Raw genomic sequence first — 18,315 nt, 5'->3', positions numbered from 1 at the left:
GAAATTGTTTCTCACGAGTGGGCCTCCAGCCAGTTTGTTCCGATTCCGGCCTCGACCTCGACAGGCACGGAGAGGGGCAACGCCTGTTTCATTTCCCTGATCACGATGGCTTTTGTTTTTTCGAGTGAAGCGGCTTTTCCCCCCGCCGGACTCTTGTCCACCTCGAACACCAGTTCGTCGTGCACCTGAAGAAGCATCCTGACGCCGGTTTGTTTCTTGCCGAGCGCGGCGTGGATTCGAATCATCGCAATCTTGATCATATCGGCGGCGGTCCCCTGGATGGGCATGTTGATTGCCTGGCGCTCGGCGTTGCTTCGGACTGTGAAATTCCGGCTTCGCACGTCGGGGAGGTAGCGCCGCCTCCCGAGGAGAGTGCTGACATACCCGTCGCTTCGCGCCTTCGCGATGGTGTCGCCGATATATTGATTCACCTTCGGGAACCTCTCAAAATACCGCGCGATAATGGCTTTCGCCTCGGCCTGGGGAATGTCGAGCCTGGTTGCGAGTCCGTACGGTCCGATCCCGTACATGATTCCGAAATTCACCTCCTTGGCGCGCCGTCGCATCTCTCGCGTCACCTCCCGGACAGGTATGCCGAACACTCCCGCGGCCGTCGTGGTGTGGATGTCTTCGCCGTTTGTGAACGCCTCTGTCAGCCCCTCGTCTCCGGAGACGTGCGCCATCACCCTCAGTTCGATCTGGGAGTAATCGGCGGAGAGGATCCGCGCGCCCTTCTTTCCCGGGATGAAGGCTTTCCGGATGCTCTTGCCGGCTTCGGTGCGAATGGGGATATTCTGCAGGTTCGGGTTGCTGCTCGAAAGGCGTCCGGTTGCGGCGACGGTTTGATTGAAGGAAGTATGGACCCGTCCGGTCCCGGGGTTGATCAGGGCCGGGAGGGCATCGACATAGGTCGACTTGAGTTTCTGAAGTTGCCGGTACTCGAGCAGCTTCCCGACGACGTCGTGTTCGTGGCGCAACATCTCGAGCACGCCGACGTCGGTCGAAAAACCCGTCTTGGTTTTCTTCCCCGATGCGAGCCCCAATTTTTCGAACAGGATCTTGCTGAGCTGCTGGGTGGAGTTGATGTTGAATGTCTCGCCGGATTGCCGGTAGATCTCCGAGGTGAGAACCGCCAGCTGGCGTTCCATATCTTTAGAGAGATCGGCCAGGTATCCGACGTCGAGCGCGACGCCGGCCTGTTCCATCTCCGCGAGAACGGGGATCAGGGGAAATTCGACATCTTCCGCAAGCCGCAGGAGGGACTGCTCCCCGAGGGCCGCCGAGAGTTTCTCGAGGAGACGGAACGTGATGTCGGCGTCCTGGGCGGAGTAGTCCGCCACCTTCTGTACCTCGATCTCGCGTAGCGGCTTCCGATCCTTGCCGGTCCCCGTGAGTTCGTCGTACGATATCATCGAGTAGCCGAGATGCTCCGCGGCCAGCGAGTCGAGGTTGTGGCGGCTCTCCTGGCGGAGGATGTAATTCGCGACCATCGTGTCGAACACGGGCCCTTCGACCCGGATGCCGTGCCTCGCCAATACCAGCATGTCGTACTTGACATTCTGGCCGGCTTTTCCGATCGCCGGATCGGCGAAGACGGGGGCGAGGCTTTTCAAGACATGCTCCACGGGAAACCCCGGCGTGCTTTCGACCGGCACGTACCACGCCTCTCTCGGAGCGACGGCGAAGGAAAGCCCCACCAGTTCCGCCTGGAGGGGATCGGTGCCTGTGGTTTCGGTGTCGAAGACGAAACGCGCGGAGGACCCGAGCAATTTCACGAGTTTGGCGAGATCCTTCTCGGTCGCCACAAGGTGATAGACGTGTTCGTCATTCGTGATATCGCTCGTCGGGCGGGGCGGGGGAGGAGCGGGAGATTCTTCAGCTCCGGAGCGCGATTCGGAAATCTTCCTCGCAAGCGTCCGGAATTCGAGGTTCCCGAAGAGCGTGACAAGTTTTTCCCTGTTGAGAGGTTTCGCGACAAGGTGATGGATATCGACCTCGATCGGGACGGCGGTGTCGATGGTGACGAGTTTTTTCGAGAGGACGGCTTCGCCGGTGTGGTCGGTGAGTTTTTGTCTGATCCCCTGCTGCGGGATCTGATCGATCTCCTTTAGGATTCGTTCGAGCGAGCCGTATTTCTGCACCAGAGGGATTGCCGTCTTTTCTCCTATCCCCGGGACGCCGGGCACATTGTCTGACTTATCCCCGATCAGGCCGAGAACGTCCGTGACACGGTCCGGCGCGACTCCGAATTTTACCTTCACGGCTTTTTCGTCAAGAACTTCCCAGTCGTCGCCCCGCTTGCCCGGCCTGTACATCTTCACGCGCGGAGAAATCAGCTGCATGAAATCCTTATCGCCGGTGACGAGGTAGGTCTCGATCCCCAGTTGTTCGGCCCTCCGGGCGAGGGTTCCCATGATGTCGTCGGCTTCGTACCCCGGAAGCTCGAGGCACGGCACGTTGAAGGCCCTCACCACTTCCTTGAGAAGGTCGAGTTGGCCCGCCATGTCCTCCGGCATCTTCTGGCGTGTGGCCTTGTAAGGCTGGTACATGACATGCCGGAACGTAGGTTCCTTCGTATCGAACACCACCGCTATATGCTCAGGCTTTTCGTCAAGAATCTTCATCAGGGTGTTGACGAATCCGAAAATAGCGCTGGTGTTTTCCCCCCTGGAGTTGATCAGGGGCCGGCTTATAAAAGAGAAGTATGCCCGATAGGCGAGGGCCATACCGTCCAGCAGAAAAAGGCGCTCAGTGGCGGAGGGAGGATTTACTCGTTTTACGCTCATGAGCCGATTGGATGCCGGTTAATTGATCGAACAGAGGGGATCGTGCCTAACATATCGAAAAAAACGGGGAAATCAAATCTCCCTTCTTAGAGAAATTATCCCTACCTTGTTCATCATTTTCCCCAATAACGGGCCCTGGCAGGCGCTTTTTCATGGTATATTTCTCTCTGATATTCCAGTCGCTCATTTCGAGCGGAACCCATCTCGTGGCAAAAGTAGTGGTGAGGGATATCGAGCCGGTGGGGCTGACGATGATCCGGTCGGCCCTGGCGGCAGCGGGCCTCCTGATCATCATGCTCATACGCCGGACCCGGAGTTCGATCGCGCGGGAGGATTACGGGAGGATTCTGCTCCTCAGTTTTCTCGCGATTCCGGCGAATCAATTTCTCTTCCTGACGGCCCTGCGGCACACGACGGCGTCCAACGCCTCTCTCATGTACGCCGCGACCCCCGCGGTCGTGCTTGTGATTTCAGCGGTGGGAGGGAAGGAGCGACTGACCCTGAAGAAATTGCTCGGGGTGTCGATTGCGTTCGGCGGGATCCTCCTTGTCGTCTTCGAGCACGGAATCGACCTTGCCTCCGATTATACCTTCGGCAACTTGCTCCTGGTCGCCGCCGTCGTTTCGTGGTCGTTTTACACGGTAAAAGGACGGCCGATGATTCTCAAATACGGCGCATTTCAGACGAGCGCCCTGACGATGATCCTCGGGACGGTGCTCTACCTGCCTGTGGGTGCCGTGAATGCGATTGAGTTCGATTACTCGCAGTTGACTCCCATGCACTGGGCAGGCCTCGCCTACCTCTCCCTGGGAACCTCGATCTTTGCATACTTTCTCTGGTATTATGCCCTGGGAAGGATCGAGGCGAGCAAGGTGGCCATCTTTACCAACCTCCAACCTGTGATGACGACGCTCCTGGCGTTCTTCCTCCTTGGGCAGCCGATCTCGCTCATCTTCATCATCGGCGGGGCTATCACACTCGCAGGCATCGTCCTCACACAGTTTGGATGACGGGGATTTTGTAAGAAGCATTACGCAGCGTCTCAATTTCCCCGAACATGTCATCCTGAGGGAGCGTAGCGACCGAAGGATCTCGTCTTTCCGGTATGCGAGATCCTTCGCGGAGTTTACACTGAGCGAAGCGAATGTGCTCAGGATGACAAAATAAGACACGCCCAAGCCTTGCGCCACACGTCCGGATGCGGGGGTGATCGATTTACCCGGTCTGTGGGATTCACCCGGTAAACCCCTTCCAAACGCTTGATTGAGGCGCAGCTTTTCTCTATATTAAATGCGCAACAACGCTTCGCTCCCGATCCGGGCCGCTATCGACGGATTGGAGACAGGGGTTCGCTGTTACCGGGCACGCTATGATGGAGGGTTTGCCTAATGGTATGGCAGTGGTCTTGAAAACCACCGTCCGAAAGGACATGGGGGTTCGAGTCCCTCACCCTCCGCTTGGAAGGTTGGCTCGCAATGCCGGCCGCGGCCCGAGTGTCGCGGCATTCGAGTACTGAAGAAAGGTCATTGGTAGAAAAAGAACGATGAAGGAAGAAACCCGGACACGGCTCTCGGAACTCATCCTCGAGGAACTCTCCGAGAAAATAAAGCGGCAGGAGACTCTCCGGCGGAAGCTTGAAGCGTTCACCGATCTGCCCGTGGAGAAAGTCGCCGAAGCGATCCTCAAGCAATTCGAGTACCTCCTCTCAAGCGATCTGCGGGAACTCATCGTCCATCTCATTGAACAGGAAGTGCAGGAGGAGGAATTTTCCGCCCGGGCGAAAGCGGAATCCGAAATGGCGGCGCGTGAAGCCGAATCTTCCGGAGAGACTCCGGAGCCCATCCCGCCGTCGCCGGCAGAGGTGGAGCCGGCGGGCCGTGACGATCGGGTGAAGGTGGATTCCGGCTATTCGACAGAATCGATCATGGAGCACTTCGGTCCGAAGGAGCCCTTTCCCTCGGAGCCGATGGATATCGAACTCGCGGCCGACGACTGGTTCTACATCTACGGGTTCAGCTACGCGCCGGACAGCACGGGCAAGGGTCAGCCGGTGCGGAAGCTCGCGCTGAAGGGAATCGACAACGAGGGGAATATCTTCATCGTCGACTACGGCGACGTGAGGTTTTACATGCACCGGATGAATGCGGCGGACTACACGCGTGACAACGCCGGGAAACCGACGCTCAGCTCCAAGAAATCGTCCGACCTTAAGTACAACCACGAACGGATTCTCAATATCCTCCGCGGAGAGGACGTCCTCGTCCCGGTCGCCTTCTGGACGGTGATCCAGGGGCATCAGAACATTATTACCGTCATCGAGGACCGGTATGTGAATTTGCTCAAGGCGCTGATCGATGTGCACGACACCGTCGAATGGGATGTCGACGTTCTCTCGCTCGATGAGTTTCTGCTCCATCTCCCCGCGGTGATCGAGGAGCAGAAAGGCCGCCCGGCGCAGCGCGACCTGAAGCATCCGGCAAGCAAGGGTCGGGACATCAAGCTCACGGAGAAGGTGATCTTCCGCGAGAAGACCTTCGCGCAGGAAATTCACAACGAGCTCCTCCTTCATGCGATCAAGGCCAAAGTCGACTACATGATCCGGCTCGACAGCGCGATCATGGACGATTGGAAATCGATCCTCTCCGTCCGGTATTCCATCGGCAAGGAAAAACGGCGCGTGTTTTGCCAGGCGATTTCTCGCCTCCAGGACCAGTACGGAAACTTCCGCCTCATGTTCCGGATGACGAACCCCTCCAGCCGTTTCGCGCTTCTTTCCTGATCCCGGCATTTTCGCGCGCGCCATGTCTGCGGTCGACACATTCGAGTGGTACGTATCCTCCTTCATGAAAGAAGGGACTCCGGAGATTCGGAAGCTGGTCGCGGAGAACCGGGACTATCTGCTCTCCCTGAGAAGCGAGGACGAGAGGCGGCGGTTCGTGGAAGGCCTGCTCGACGCGTGGCGCGAGGAGGCCGGGTGAGAGTCCTGTAGAGGGCGGTGAGTAAATTTCAACACCCGGGCCGAAAACCCGCAGCGGGACGAGAACGCAACGAAACTCGGCCGGTACCCGACAGAGTTTTTCATTGGAAGTAGTGAGGAATTTTGGTATATTTTCGCGCCGGGAAATTCTTCCTTGGGGTCGTAGTTCAGCTTGGTTAGAACGCCTGCCTGTCACGCAGGAGGTCGCGGGTTCGAGTCCCGTCGACCCCGCTCAGTAGATCACCCGCCTCAGTTCCTCCAAAAAACGCGCGATTCAAAGAATTCCCTCAGGAGGGTCCGCTTCAAATCGAGTAAACCGCAGCGGTTCCCGGGGCCGTCATCTTCTCGCTCCTCCCTTGATTCGAGCAGCGCAAGCCCGATTTTTTTGAAGGAAAGTGCGCAGAAATTTTCATATGGCCGAAATATTTATGCCATTTTTGAAGAAAATGCTTGACAGTTAATCTAAACTTTCTTACAATTACACCATAGTTTGACGCGCCGACGATGTGTGCTCGAAGAAGTACGACGCTTTCTCACCTTCAAAAGCACCACACAACTTCTTGAGAATCAACGAATCTGCGGGTCGGACACTCAGGTTTTCAACGTCTCCGAATTTTTTTCAGTGTATTCTTCACATCGCGTTCTTGAACTTCGTCGAATAGGTTGAGCATCGGTGCGCCGCGGCTGCGCGAGTTCAGGAAACGTAAATTTTTTTCAATACGATCAGGCGTGAGCAAGATGACTTCCAAGCATGTGAATTTACTGGGGAGATATGCCGGCTGAAGTTTGGTATGACCTGCAGTCCAGCCTCGGTAAATCGGTTTCTGCTCCTGCACAGGGAGGTGTCGTCTCGCACCAACTTCCGCTCGGGCGTTCGCCCCTGGTTTGTTCCGCTCTTTCCCTCCGAAGATCAAACGAATTGAAATTTCTAATCCACTAATCACTAATCCACATATCATAACCCATCCCTCGTAGGAGGATATATGAATCGTTTTAAACTTGTTGTAACGATGCTGTTGATCATGGGGATCGTTGCGACGTCTGCGTTTGCGGTTGGCAAAGGCGGCGTGCGGCAACAGTCTCTTCCGATCGGCGGCATTTCGAAGGGCATAGAGGGCAACGTGCCTCTATCGGCTCGCATGGAGGTCAAGAAGGCCGATCCATTCCGGGGACAACTCCCGGCGCCTTCTTCCACCACGGCGGGTCTGAGCGGCATTCAAAGGGTCGGCGTCGGTAAGACATTTCCGACGATCGGCTCCGCTCTCACGAGCCTGGCCATCAACGGCGTCGCCGGTCCGGTGACATTCTACCTGACCGATGCGGCATACACCGAAGGCGGTCTGCTCATCGGCGCGCCCGCAGGCGTGAGCGCGGTGAACACCATTCTCTTCAAACCCGATTCGACTGTTGCGACGACTTGCACCGTCACCCTCACCAACAGCTCCGCCAACGGCGGCGGCTGGGTGATGACGGGATCTTCGTACATCACGATCGACGGCACGAAGAAAAACGGAGCACCGGGCACACGGAACCTGATCCTCCAGTACGACGTGACGCAGCCGTTCCCCGCCAGCGCGACGAACGGCGTTCTCCGTATCAGGGATGGTTCGAACCATATCACCGTCATGAACACGCAGGTGTTCTCGATGTACAACGGGACGAACACCGACGCGCGTCCGGGCATCATTCTGACCAACGCAGGCGGAAAGCCCGCGCAGGGTTCCATCACGATCAACAATAACCTCGTCACGCGCGCTTCGATCGGTATTGCGACCGTCGGCGGCGACCCGTTTGACGATCACCTCGTGATCACAAACAACCAGGTCGGTAACGCCTTCGGCACCGCGTTCGCAGGACAACAGAACTATGTCCAGCGCACAGGTATCTATTCCGAATGGACGACCGGAGCCATCTTCTCGCGCAACACGGTCACCGGCGTGAAACGAAACGTCGGCGAAGGAGCAGTCATCTCGGGAACCTCCGACGCCCAGCGCGCAATCGGTATCTACGCGTTGTGGACAGACAACAGCACGATCTCGTACAACGTCATCGATAGCGTCATCTCGGATTCCGGCGCAGCGGCGACGACCGCCCGTAACGCGGGTATCCGGTTGAACAGCTTGACCCCGAACCAGGGCTTCCCTGGAACGAGCCAGAACAAGATCTTTAACAATGCCGTCACGCGTGTGTTCGGTATCGGCGCCATTTCGGCGGGCGATATCGGCATCGACAATTTCCCCGGCTACAAGGATACGCTCTACAACAACTCGGTCTATCTGACGGGCGTGGGCGCCAATCCGGGCGGCTCGGGCCGTGGATGCACGGGCTTCCAGCTTTCCGGCGATCAGACAACCGCACCCGATCCGAACGCAGGGTTCGGTAAGTTTGCCGTCCGGAACAACGCAGTCCAGGTGAACCGCACGAACGCGGCTTCCGCAGCCACTCGCGTGTTCAATACGCGCGGTACTGACATCTCTTCCGGCGACCGGAACGTCTATTCGGCCGCAGTGACGAACATTCAGACCGGCGGCGGACTCTTCACATGGATCGGACTCTGGCATATCGACTCCAGCAGCACCGACGGAAACCCGAACTTCACCAGCACCGGGAACCTCCACCTTGCGGCGGGCGCTTCGGCGGCCAATAACCTCGGCCTGCCTGTGACGGTTGCAGACGACATCGACGGCGACGTCCGCAGTGCGACGACGCCTGATGCAGGGTACGACGAGTCCGGCGTGGCGACATCGGTCACGCTCGACGCACGGACCATCACCATCGACAACCTCCCCTCGTCCGGCGTTCCTTTCGGCCTCCCCTCGATTCCGAAGGCGACCGTGAAGAACAATTCACTCACCGGGACCGCAGGGTTTAGCGTCCACATCGTCGTGAAGAACGAGTTGGCGGCGACCTTCCTCGACGAAACCAAGCCCTCGGGCGCCCTCGGCGCATTTGGGAGCACCCAGGTGACGTTCTCGAGCTTCACGCCGACCACCAACGGACCGTATTCCATCACAGTGAGTGCGGACCTCGGCGGCGATCAGGATCATTCGAACGACACGGCGAAAGCATCGCAGCTTGTCACGCCGAAGATCACCGTCGCCTCGCTCTACAGCGAGTGCTTCGACGGCACGGTCACCGGCTGGAACGGCACAGGTGATTTCGTTCTCTCCGGCAGCTTTACAAAGCTGGGCGGTGTGTTTGGCGGATCGGGCAAAACATGGGTCACGAAGACCGCAGGCCATTATAGCGTCGGCCGCGTCCTTCACCAGGTGCTGAGCCCGTTCTTCGATATCAGCGCTTTCACGGGCGACAACGTGTGGGTTTCGTTCAACCATTCGGTCCTGACCGAACCGAACTGGGATCGCAGCATCTTCCAGTACACGACAGACAACGTCAACTGGGTGACGCTTGGCGATACCAATACGCCGGATGGCGTCAACTGGTACAATAAGGCAGTCTACGAGCATGCGTACACCGACGTCGACAACTTCGACTCTGCCGGTGCGCGGCTTGCCGGCTATCCGTTCACATTCGGGCAATCGAACCCGGGTTGGACGAGCAACGGCGAGGACGCGGTTGTGGACACTGCCACCGGCCCGTTCGGCTACGTGTTCTCACAGTTGCAGATCAAGGGTCTCACGACCCCCCAGAAGTCCTTCATCCGGTTCCGCTATCTGGCGTTCTCCGATAACAGCGGCAACTCCGGTACGGTCGACGGCAACAACGCGGCCAAGGGCGACGGCTGGGCATGGGATTGCTTCCGTCTTGCCAACTCGCCGACCACATTTGTCGCCGGTTCAGTTGGCGGCACGCGGTACATCGACGTGAACGGCAACGGAGCCAACAATGCCGAGCCCGCCGACGTGGGTAAGGTCTACCTTGCCTACTTCGGTGTCCCGAAGGATTCGGCGACCACGAACGGTTCCGGTGTGTATAGCCTTCCGCTCACGACGCCTGGGACCTATCAGGTTTCCATCGTGAAGCCGGGCTTTGTCAAGACACAACCGGTCACTCAGTTCTACACGATCAGCTACGACGGCAGCGGCACTGTATTCACCGGCAAGGATTTCGGTGTGTACCAGGGCACGATCTCCGGCCAGAAGTTCAACGACAAGAACGGAAACGGCACGAAAGATGCCGGAGACGTCGGGCTTGCCGGCTGGACCATTCAACTGCATAAGGACTCGTGCAACGGCGCCACGGTGCAGACCGCGGTCACCGACGGCAGCGGCAACTATTCGTTCAATGCCGCGCCCGCCACGTACTACCTGAAGGAAGTCACGCAACCGGCGACCTATAGGCAGACACGCCCGGCGAACAACTGTATCCCTGTTACGGTGAGCGGAGCCAGCGGGACGTTTAATTCCACCGGCAACGATTTCGGTAACTACAAGAAGGGCTCGATCAAGATTGAGAAGGTGGTCGACCTGAACGGTAACGGAATCAAGGAAGGCGGCGACGTGACGGCCATGCCGGTCGGCGCGACAGCCAAGTTCTACCTCAAGAGAGGTGCCACGACCATCGACTCGGTCACGTTGGGTAACCTCATCCTGAACACGACCCTGGTGCTCGACACCGGTTCGTACTCGTTCACTGAGTCCAACCTGACACCGGGATGGATCAGGACGATTCCTGCCGGAAGCCCGACGCAGAACTTCATCGTCGACACGAGCGCGACCAGCTTGACGATCAGCTACGCGAACTTCAAGATGATTACGCTGAGCGGCACGAAGTACGAAGACAAGAACGGGAACGGCACGAGAGACAGCGGAGAGGGTGGTCTTGCCAACTGGAAGATCAACGTCAAGGGCGGTCTCTTCTTCGGTTCAACGAGCGCCACGACCGACTCGAACGGCAACTGGTCGATCGACAGCGTCGGCGGCGCCAAGGATACGCTCACGGAAGTCGTGCAGGGCGGATGGACTCAGACAGCCCCCGCGACCGGTCAAATCGTCGTGAACGTGTCAAGCGGTTCAAACCAGAGCGGTCTCGATTTCGGCAACTTCAAGAACATCACCGTCAGTGGTGTGAAGTACCGCGATCGGAACGGCGACCACACGCGTGAGGCCGGAGAAGAAGGTCTCGGCGGATGGCAGATCAACCTGTCGGGTACCGGAGGCGGATCCACGAACTCCGATTCGACGACCGGCGGCTACACGTTTACGAACGTCGGTCCCGGAAGTCACACCTTGACGGAAACCGCGCAAGTTGGATGGATCACGAAGGAGCCGATCGGCGGAAGCTACGTGTTTACCCCGACCAGCGGTGTGAACATCACGACCGGTAAGAACTTCGGAAACTTCAAGGTCGGCGACAGCGCCTACACGTACAGGACGTTTACCTCGGACGAGTTCGAGGACGGCGCCCTGCACAAAAAAGTGAAGCCGGCGAAACCGCTGAAGCCGTTCATCCAGGCGAATCTGCAGACCCTGATGTACGACTACTTCAAGCAGTTCGGTCTCACAAGCGAGATCAAAGTCGGCGTCGCGGGCGTCCTCAATGCCGGCGGCAAGGAGAAGGCGTATGTGTTCCCGAAGTCGTACACAGACGTGTTCAAGTCTCTGTATGACAAGGGGATCGTCCACTCCACGGATGTCGACAGCACCGAAGTGTATCGCGGATTCGACATCGACAACAAGGGCAAGCAAATGCTGAAGCGGTTCAAGAGCCTGTCGCCGAAGAAGCAGAGAAACGACGCGTTCGAAGAGCTGCTGATGCTCTCGGTCAACATCGCGTTGAGCGATGCCGGTAAGACTCCGGTCGGATTAAGCTCGCTCATCTACGATGACGGCACGGCTGGCGCCTACAACGGCCAGACGGTCGGTCAAATCATGGCTGCTGCGAACAACGTCATGACGAACACCGACTTCGTGTCGCTCGATACCTACAAGCGGTTGGAAGAGGTTGCCTCGAAGATCAATGACGCCTTCTCTTGCGGCGGCGTTGATTGCGAGACGGTCCAGCCGTTCCTGGCAGGTCAGGCCGGTGGCTATGACTCCGCATCATGGGCAGGGACTGCAAAAGTCGTTGTCAACGGGCTCTATCCGGTATCCGCCATCTCGTACATGAAGGCGAATCCGAATGCAGCGCCTGTGACAGTACCGACGACCTCTCCTGTACCGTTGCCGGATGTGTACTCTCTGTATCAGAACTATCCAAATCCGTTCAACCCAACGACAACCATCGGGTTCGACTTGCCGAACGATGCCTCCGTGACCCTGAAGATCTACAACATTCTGGGCCAGGAAATGGGCACGCTCTACAATCACGAACTACTCGATGCCGGTAACCAGGAAGTGGACTTCGACGCCTCAGCACTGCCGTCAGGAGTGTACTTCTATCGCATCAGCGCTCAGAGCCTCAACGACGACGGCGCCGCGACCGGTCAGATCTTCACGCAAGTGAAGAAGATGATGTTGATCAAGTAAGTTGAAGCGTACGCCGGTGTTGTTGTTCCGGTGAGTTGTACTTCCTCCGCATCCCTAGCGGGATGCGGAGGAACTAATTAAGGCGGTAGGTACCGAAAAGTCATATTTCAATCAACGTATCACTCAAGACCATCTGGAGGATTGAATGAAGCTGCAAGTCCGGAATCTTCTTTTTGTGGTGTTTGCGCTGGCCCTCTTTTATCCCCTGACGCTTTCCGCGCAGTTTGTTTCGAGCACGGCATGGTTGGACATCAGGGACGATGTGGGAGGGCATGATTCCCTGGTGTTCGGTACCCATCAATCGGCCACGTACTGTCTCGATACCGCCATTGGAGAGAATGCTTCGCCGCCCTATCCACCGGGGGGCTTCTACGCCGTGTTCCAGAGCATCCCGGGAAGGGCGAACTGCTTCACCACGCTCGGGATCATCAAGAAAGACCTTCGTGATTTTTCGACGATCGCAAAAAAAGATACCTTCTATATCGATTTTGCCAACCTCGACAGCATCGCACAGCTTCCGGGAGTGAACATCACGGTTCGCTGGCCCGATGCCGCGCACCTGGCGGCGATCTGCGACAGCATGTTCCTGTCGGACCGTGTCGGCGGAGCCGTTATCCCCGGCCGGATCGACATGATGACGCAGGACAACGTGGTCATCAGCGACGCGTACGATCCGAACGGCACGAACATCACCGCGCCGACGGTCAGGCTCAGGGTCTTCCGCTGGGGCGTGCATCAGCCCTACACCGACGCGGTACCGAAGGACAATCAGACGGCCCCGAAGAGCTACGCGTTGCATCAGAACTATCCGAACCCGTTCAACCCGTCGACTTCGATAGAGTTCGATATCCTGCAACGGGCGGCAACCGACATCTCCGTCTATAATCTCCTCGGTCAGAAAGTCACCACGCTTGTTTCACGCGAAATGGCGCCGGGAGTCTATACCACGACGTGGAACGGCCAGAGCGACCGGGGCATTCCGGCGACGAGCGGCGTCTATTTTGTCCGCATGTCCGCGCAATCGACGGCCGGCAACGGCAAGGAAGAACATTTTTCGGCGGTCCGCAAACTGGTATTAATGAAGTAGCGGGAACCGTTTCCCGCGTTGCGAGGAAGTGAGTGAGGACGAAGTAGGAATATCACGAATGCGGGAGCTCACAAGCGAGAGCTTCCGCATTTGTGTGTAGTGCCTGAATGGTGTTGTACGCGACCACCCATGCCCTGGTACCCGGCAGATTGGAGGTAGACCCCAGATGAATCCCCGAAGAATGCTTCTCGCACTTGTTCTCGCCGCCGTTGTGGCCGCCCTTCGGCCATCAATTCTTCTTTCCCAGGCGCCCGACTCGGCGCGCTACCGGATCTACCTCACCGTCACCGACAGCGTCACCGGCAAGACTGCGAGAGCGGCTCTGGGATTCCACCCGAGAGCGACGATCGGGATTGACTCGGATACGCTGCGCGGTTTTACGGACCATTGGGTCGAATCTGACGGCCCCTCGATGGTGGAATATCCCTCCCCGCCCCTGGGGTTCTTCGAGGAGCTCCGCGTGAACAACGTGCGGCAGAAATTCACCGACAACGGCCTCCTCTTCGGCAACATCCATCCCTATACCGGGCCTTCGATGGTCGATACGTTTATCGTCACCTTCAACGGCGACCAGAACAGCGTCGGCGACAGCCTTTATCTTTTCACGCACCCTCAGATTCTTACCTGGCCTTCGGTGCTTCGTTTCTATGCGGACAGCATCATCCTGCGGGACATTTCAAACAACGCGCAGACCCTTGCGGGCCCCTATGTCCGCATCAACATGACGACCGACTCGACGTTCCACTATTTCGGAGACACGTACTTTAATCCCGACTTCAGCATCTATAATGTCGATCCGGTGCACAAGGGGTTTTTCATGTACATCTATCACCCGAAGCCGGCTCCCGGACCGCCGGGGCCGGTCACGCTCGTCTCTCCTGCGAACGGGGCGACGGGTGTCGCGCTGAGCGGTAGCCTCCAGTGGGACGCCTCTGCGGGCGCCTCCTCGTACAAAGTCGAGCTCGACACGTTTCGCACGTTCGCGCACCCGATCCTGGCGGACGGTCTGACGGGAACCTCGGAACCGGTCAGCGGGCTTGCGCCGAACACATGGTATTACTGGCGCGTGCTGGTCTCCAATCCGTACGGCCTGAGCTATTTCCAGGATCCGCCCGACAGCTTCATGACGACATCCTCTTCCGGAGTGCACGAAGCGGGAGGGGGGATACCCTGGACCTTCGCTCTTTTCCAGAATTATCCGAACCCGTTCAACCCGACGACGAGTATGGAATTTGCGGTCCCCCGCGCGGCCGATATCCGGATTACGGTCTACGACGGACTGGGCAGGACGATCGCGACCCTCGCCCAGGGGGTCTTCCGGCAGGGATTTTACACCGCCACCTGGAACGGGGCGAACGATCGCGGCTCCGCGGTCCCCTCGGGGGTCTACTACGCCAGGATGGTAGCCGTTCCTTCGGCTCCCGGGGACGCTTCCGGTTTGCGAGTCGAGAGCATGATTCGAATGATCCTGCTCAAGTGATGACGGAACCGAACGGCGCTCTATGAAATTTCGAACTCATCTGATCCTTCTCGCTTTCTTCCTGGTCGGCGGATTGTCCCATCCGTTCACCGCGGTCTCGCAGGTTCCCGATTCCGCGAGGTGGAGGGTCTACCTGACCATCACCGACAGTGTCACAGGGAAGAGCGCGAAGGCGGCCTTTGGATTCCACCCCCGTGCAACCCTCGGAATCGAGCCGGACACGCTTTTCGGGTTCAAAGATCACTGGTACGAGAACGATTCCTCCTTCCATGTCGAATATCCTTCTCCTCCTCTGGGATTTTTCGAGGAGCTCCGGATCAATAATTTCCGCCAGAAGTTCAGCGACAACGGGCTCTTGTTCGGGAACATTCATCCTTATACGGGCCCGACGATGGTCGATACGTTCATCGTCGGATTTACCGGCGATGCGAACTCAGTCGGAGACAGCCTGTACCTCTATACCCATCCGCAGATTCTTTCATGGCCTTCGGTCCTCCGCTTCTATGCAGACAGCATCATCCTCCGGGATGTAGCGAACAACGGCCAGACAGTCGCAGGGACCAAGGTCCGGGTCAAGATGACGCAGGATTCGACGTGGACGTACTTCGGCGACACCTATTTTGATCCTGACCTGAGCATTTACACCGTCGATCCGAAACAAAAGGGCTTCTTCATGTTTGTCTACCACACGAAGATTTCTCCCGGTCCGCCCGATCCGGTGACGATCGTCTCCCCGCCGAATGGTTCGACGGGAAGACCTGTGAACGAAACTCTTCAGTGGAACGCGACACCAAGCGCCTTCTCTTATAAGTATCAATTGGATACCTCGCGTAATTTCGCGCATCCCCTGCTGAGCGACTCGGGTGCGGTACTCACCCGGAACGTCAACGGTCTTCTCTCCAGCACCTGGTATTACTGGCGGGTGCTCGTGAAAAATCCGTTCGGGGTGAGTTACTATCAGAATCCCCCCGACAGCTTCAAGACGCTCGCCCTGACGCCCGTGCCGCCGCCCATCGTATCGCCGACTCCGGGCCAACAGAACGTCCCGACGGTTCCCACCTTCAAATGGCGGGCCGGGGCGCCGCCCCTGACCTATGAGCTGCAGCTTTCAAAGTCGGCGACCTACGCCCCGCTGATCCGGGACACGACGGTGTCCGACACGTCGGTGGTGTTTCCTTCTCCGTTGTCGAACTGCGATACCTACTACTGGCGCGTCCGCGGTCAGAACGGTCAGGGGTTCGGAAACTTTTCGAGCGCAAGCTTCACCGTCACGTTCGCGACTCCGGCGGTCCCGGTGATCGTGCAGTACGCCGACGGTCAGACGGACGTCCCCGCGAACGCGCGTTTGATATGGACGGGGAGGGACGACTGCAGTATCGATTACCGCGTGCAGGTCGCGCGCGATTCGCTCTTCGGCCAGCTCGTCCTGAACACGACCGTTACCGACACCACGGTCGTTCTCAATAACCTTCTCGGTCTGACCGACTACTACTGGAGGGTGCTGGCGCAGAATCCATCATTCGGAAGCGCGTACACCGCGACTCGAAAGTTCACCACGGCGCTCCTGCCACCGAGTGTCCCCGTCCTGCGCTCCCCCTTGACCGGCAGTACGGTCTCAACGTTTAGCCCGCAGCTGGTCTGGAGCTCATCCCTCAACAATCCGACCAAGTACCGCGTCCAGGTGGACGTCAACCAGGCCTTCACGGCCCCGATCGTGGACGACTCGTCCCTGACCGATACGTTCAGGACGGTCGGGCCGCTCCTGGCGTGCACCAAGTACTACTGGCGCGTCAGCGCATTGAACACAATCGGTTCGAGCCCGTTTTCGGCCGCCCTGAATTTCACTTCGCCGCTGCAGGCGCCCGCGCCCCCCGCGCTCCTCGCGCCTCCGGACGCTGCGACGAACCAGCCCACGTCGGTGCTCCTGAGCTGGGCGACGAGCGGCCTCTGCGCTCCGTCAAAATACGTCGTTCAGCTTGCTCTTGATATCTCGTTCGGCACGATCTTCCGGAGCGACACCGTGACCCAGACGAGCCGGCAGGAGGGATCTCTCGCCGCCAACACGACATATTTCTGGCGCGTCTATTCCGTAAACGATTCCGGGTCCGGTGTTTCGTCGATCCGGAACTTCACGACGAGCTCCATCACCAAACCGCCGGTCCCGGTTCTGCTCAGCCCCTCGAACGGACAGGGAGGCCTGCCCACGAATATTGTGTTCATCTGGGACACGAGCTCCCGCGCGAATTCGTTCAAGCTTCAGGTGGCGTACGACTCGACATTCCTGCTGATCGCATTCGAGGACTCCACGCTCGTCCAATCTCAGAGACAGGTCGGCCCCCTGCTCAACAGCACCACTTATTTCTGGCGCGTGAGCGCGAGGAACGATTCCGGGTCGAGCGGTTACTCGGCGTACTGGTCGTTCTCGACGCTCGCCCCGCCCTCGGCTCCGGCGCCCGTCCAGCCCGGCGACGGCGCGGTGGATGTGCCGGTCACGCCCACGTTCGTCTGGACCCAGCCTTCGGGCGCCGTCAATTATCAACTGCAGGTCTCCAAGGACGCCCTGTTTACAAACTTTTTCTCGAACGATTCCGACCTCACGAACACCAGCTGGGTCCTCGGCAGGATGCTCTCCTCGTACACGCGGTATAACTGGCGTGTCAGGGCAAGGAATTCCGTCGGTTGGGGGCCGTTTTCACCCACCGCCAATTTCCGGACCACCCGGGTGGGCGCGGCGAACTGGGCGATCCCCATCGCGATCGGCGAGACCGGGCCCGGAAGGGACACGGCGTTCTTCGGCATCAGTCCCCAGGCGACGAACGGGATCGATCCGACTCTGGGCGAGTACGAACTTCCCCCGATGACGAACAACGGCCTGCTCGATATCAGGTTCGTCGACCTCCATGCGCCCTATCTGATCGGAGAAGGGCTCCGCGTGAATTATCTCCCCTTCAGTACCTATACGCAGATCGACACATTTAAAATGAGGTTCGAGCCAGGGTCGGGGTCGTACCCGATGCAGTTCTCGTGGCCTGCGGGATATATTCGGGGAATCTGCGACAGCCTCGTCGTGATGGATGAATTCGGCGGATTCGCCGTCCACAAACGGATGGATATCGATTCGACGCTTTCAGTTTCGAATCCGAGCATTTCTTCGCTCATTCTGATTCTCTACGGCGCCTTCCCGATCCTGGATGTGAAGCCGATCATGCCGGGGCTCCCGCGCGGATTCGTCTTATCCCAGAACTATCCCAATCCGTTCAACCCGTCGACGCGCGTCCGGTTCTCCACGGAGCATTCGGCGCACATCCGGATTACCGTCTTCGATATGCTCGGCAGAGAGGTCGCGACGCTCGCGGATGCGGATTTCTTCCCGGGCGTCTATTCGGTCTCCTGGTATGCCGCGGGCGATCGGGCGGGGCAGGTGCCGAGCGGGATCTACTACGCCCGGATGATCGCAGAGCAGGTGGGCGGCGGCGAAACCGACGGCCGCCGCGTCGTGGGTACCATCAAAATGGTGTTACTGAAATAACAATTAATTCCGGACTCCCCTCTCTTTT

8 protein-coding genes and 2 tRNA genes are annotated in these 18,315 nt (G+C 58.4%); 9 read left to right on the top strand and 1 reads right to left on the bottom strand.

All coding sequences use genetic code 11. The features are described 5' to 3' along the window. Positions 1-11: 11 nt before the first annotated feature. A complete protein-coding gene (gene polA, locus VI215_02955; GenBank protein HEY6191264.1) occupies positions 12-2,786 on the bottom strand; it encodes a DNA polymerase I in 2,775 nt (924 codons plus the stop codon). Positions 2,787-2,938: 152 nt separating this feature from the next. Here polA and VI215_02950 point away from each other — a divergent pair, with 152 nt between their 5' ends. The 9 genes from VI215_02950 (at position 2,939) to VI215_02910 (ending at position 18,287) form a co-directional block, all read left to right on the top strand. Further along, positions 2,939-3,796 (top strand): DMT family transporter, encoded by an 858-nt coding sequence (locus tag VI215_02950; GenBank protein ID HEY6191263.1) that lies wholly within the window; start codon positions 2,939-2,941, stop codon positions 3,794-3,796. A 364-nt stretch (positions 3,797-4,160) separates the two neighbouring features. Then, positions 4,161-4,242 (top strand) — tRNA-Ser (locus VI215_02945). A gap of 87 nt (positions 4,243-4,329) precedes the next feature. Beyond that, on the top strand, positions 4,330-5,565 hold the full coding sequence (locus VI215_02940; protein HEY6191262.1) for a GvpL/GvpF family gas vesicle protein: 1,236 nt from the start codon (positions 4,330-4,332) through the stop codon (positions 5,563-5,565). A gap of 22 nt (positions 5,566-5,587) precedes the next feature. Beyond that, positions 5,588-5,764: a hypothetical protein gene (locus VI215_02935; protein ID HEY6191261.1), complete on the top strand. Its 177-nt coding sequence runs from the start codon at positions 5,588-5,590 to the stop codon at positions 5,762-5,764. Positions 5,765-5,919: 155 nt separating this feature from the next. Continuing rightward, positions 5,920-5,994: transfer RNA gene (locus VI215_02930), tRNA-Asp, on the top strand. Positions 5,995-6,746: 752 nt separating this feature from the next. After that, on the top strand, positions 6,747-12,191 hold the full coding sequence (locus tag VI215_02925; GenBank protein HEY6191260.1) for an SdrD B-like domain-containing protein: 5,445 nt from the start codon (positions 6,747-6,749) through the stop codon (positions 12,189-12,191). 145 nt (positions 12,192-12,336) lie between these two features. Next, a complete protein-coding gene (locus VI215_02920; GenBank protein HEY6191259.1) occupies positions 12,337-13,278 on the top strand; it encodes a T9SS type A sorting domain-containing protein in 942 nt (313 codons plus the stop codon). Between the two features lie 166 nt (positions 13,279-13,444). Then, a complete protein-coding gene (locus tag VI215_02915) occupies positions 13,445-14,758 on the top strand; it encodes a FlgD immunoglobulin-like domain containing protein (GenBank protein HEY6191258.1) in 1,314 nt (437 codons plus the stop codon). A 22-nt stretch (positions 14,759-14,780) separates the two neighbouring features. Continuing rightward, positions 14,781-18,287, top strand: coding sequence for a hypothetical protein (locus VI215_02910; GenBank protein ID HEY6191257.1), 3,507 nt, complete (start codon positions 14,781-14,783; stop codon positions 18,285-18,287). Positions 18,288-18,315: the final 28 nt, after the last annotated feature.

Source organism: Bacteroidota bacterium (assembly GCA_036522515.1).
Lineage (GTDB): Bacteria > Bacteroidota > Ignavibacteria > UBA10030 > SZUA-254 > VBOC01.
This window is presented reverse-complemented; position numbering and strand designations above follow the sequence as displayed.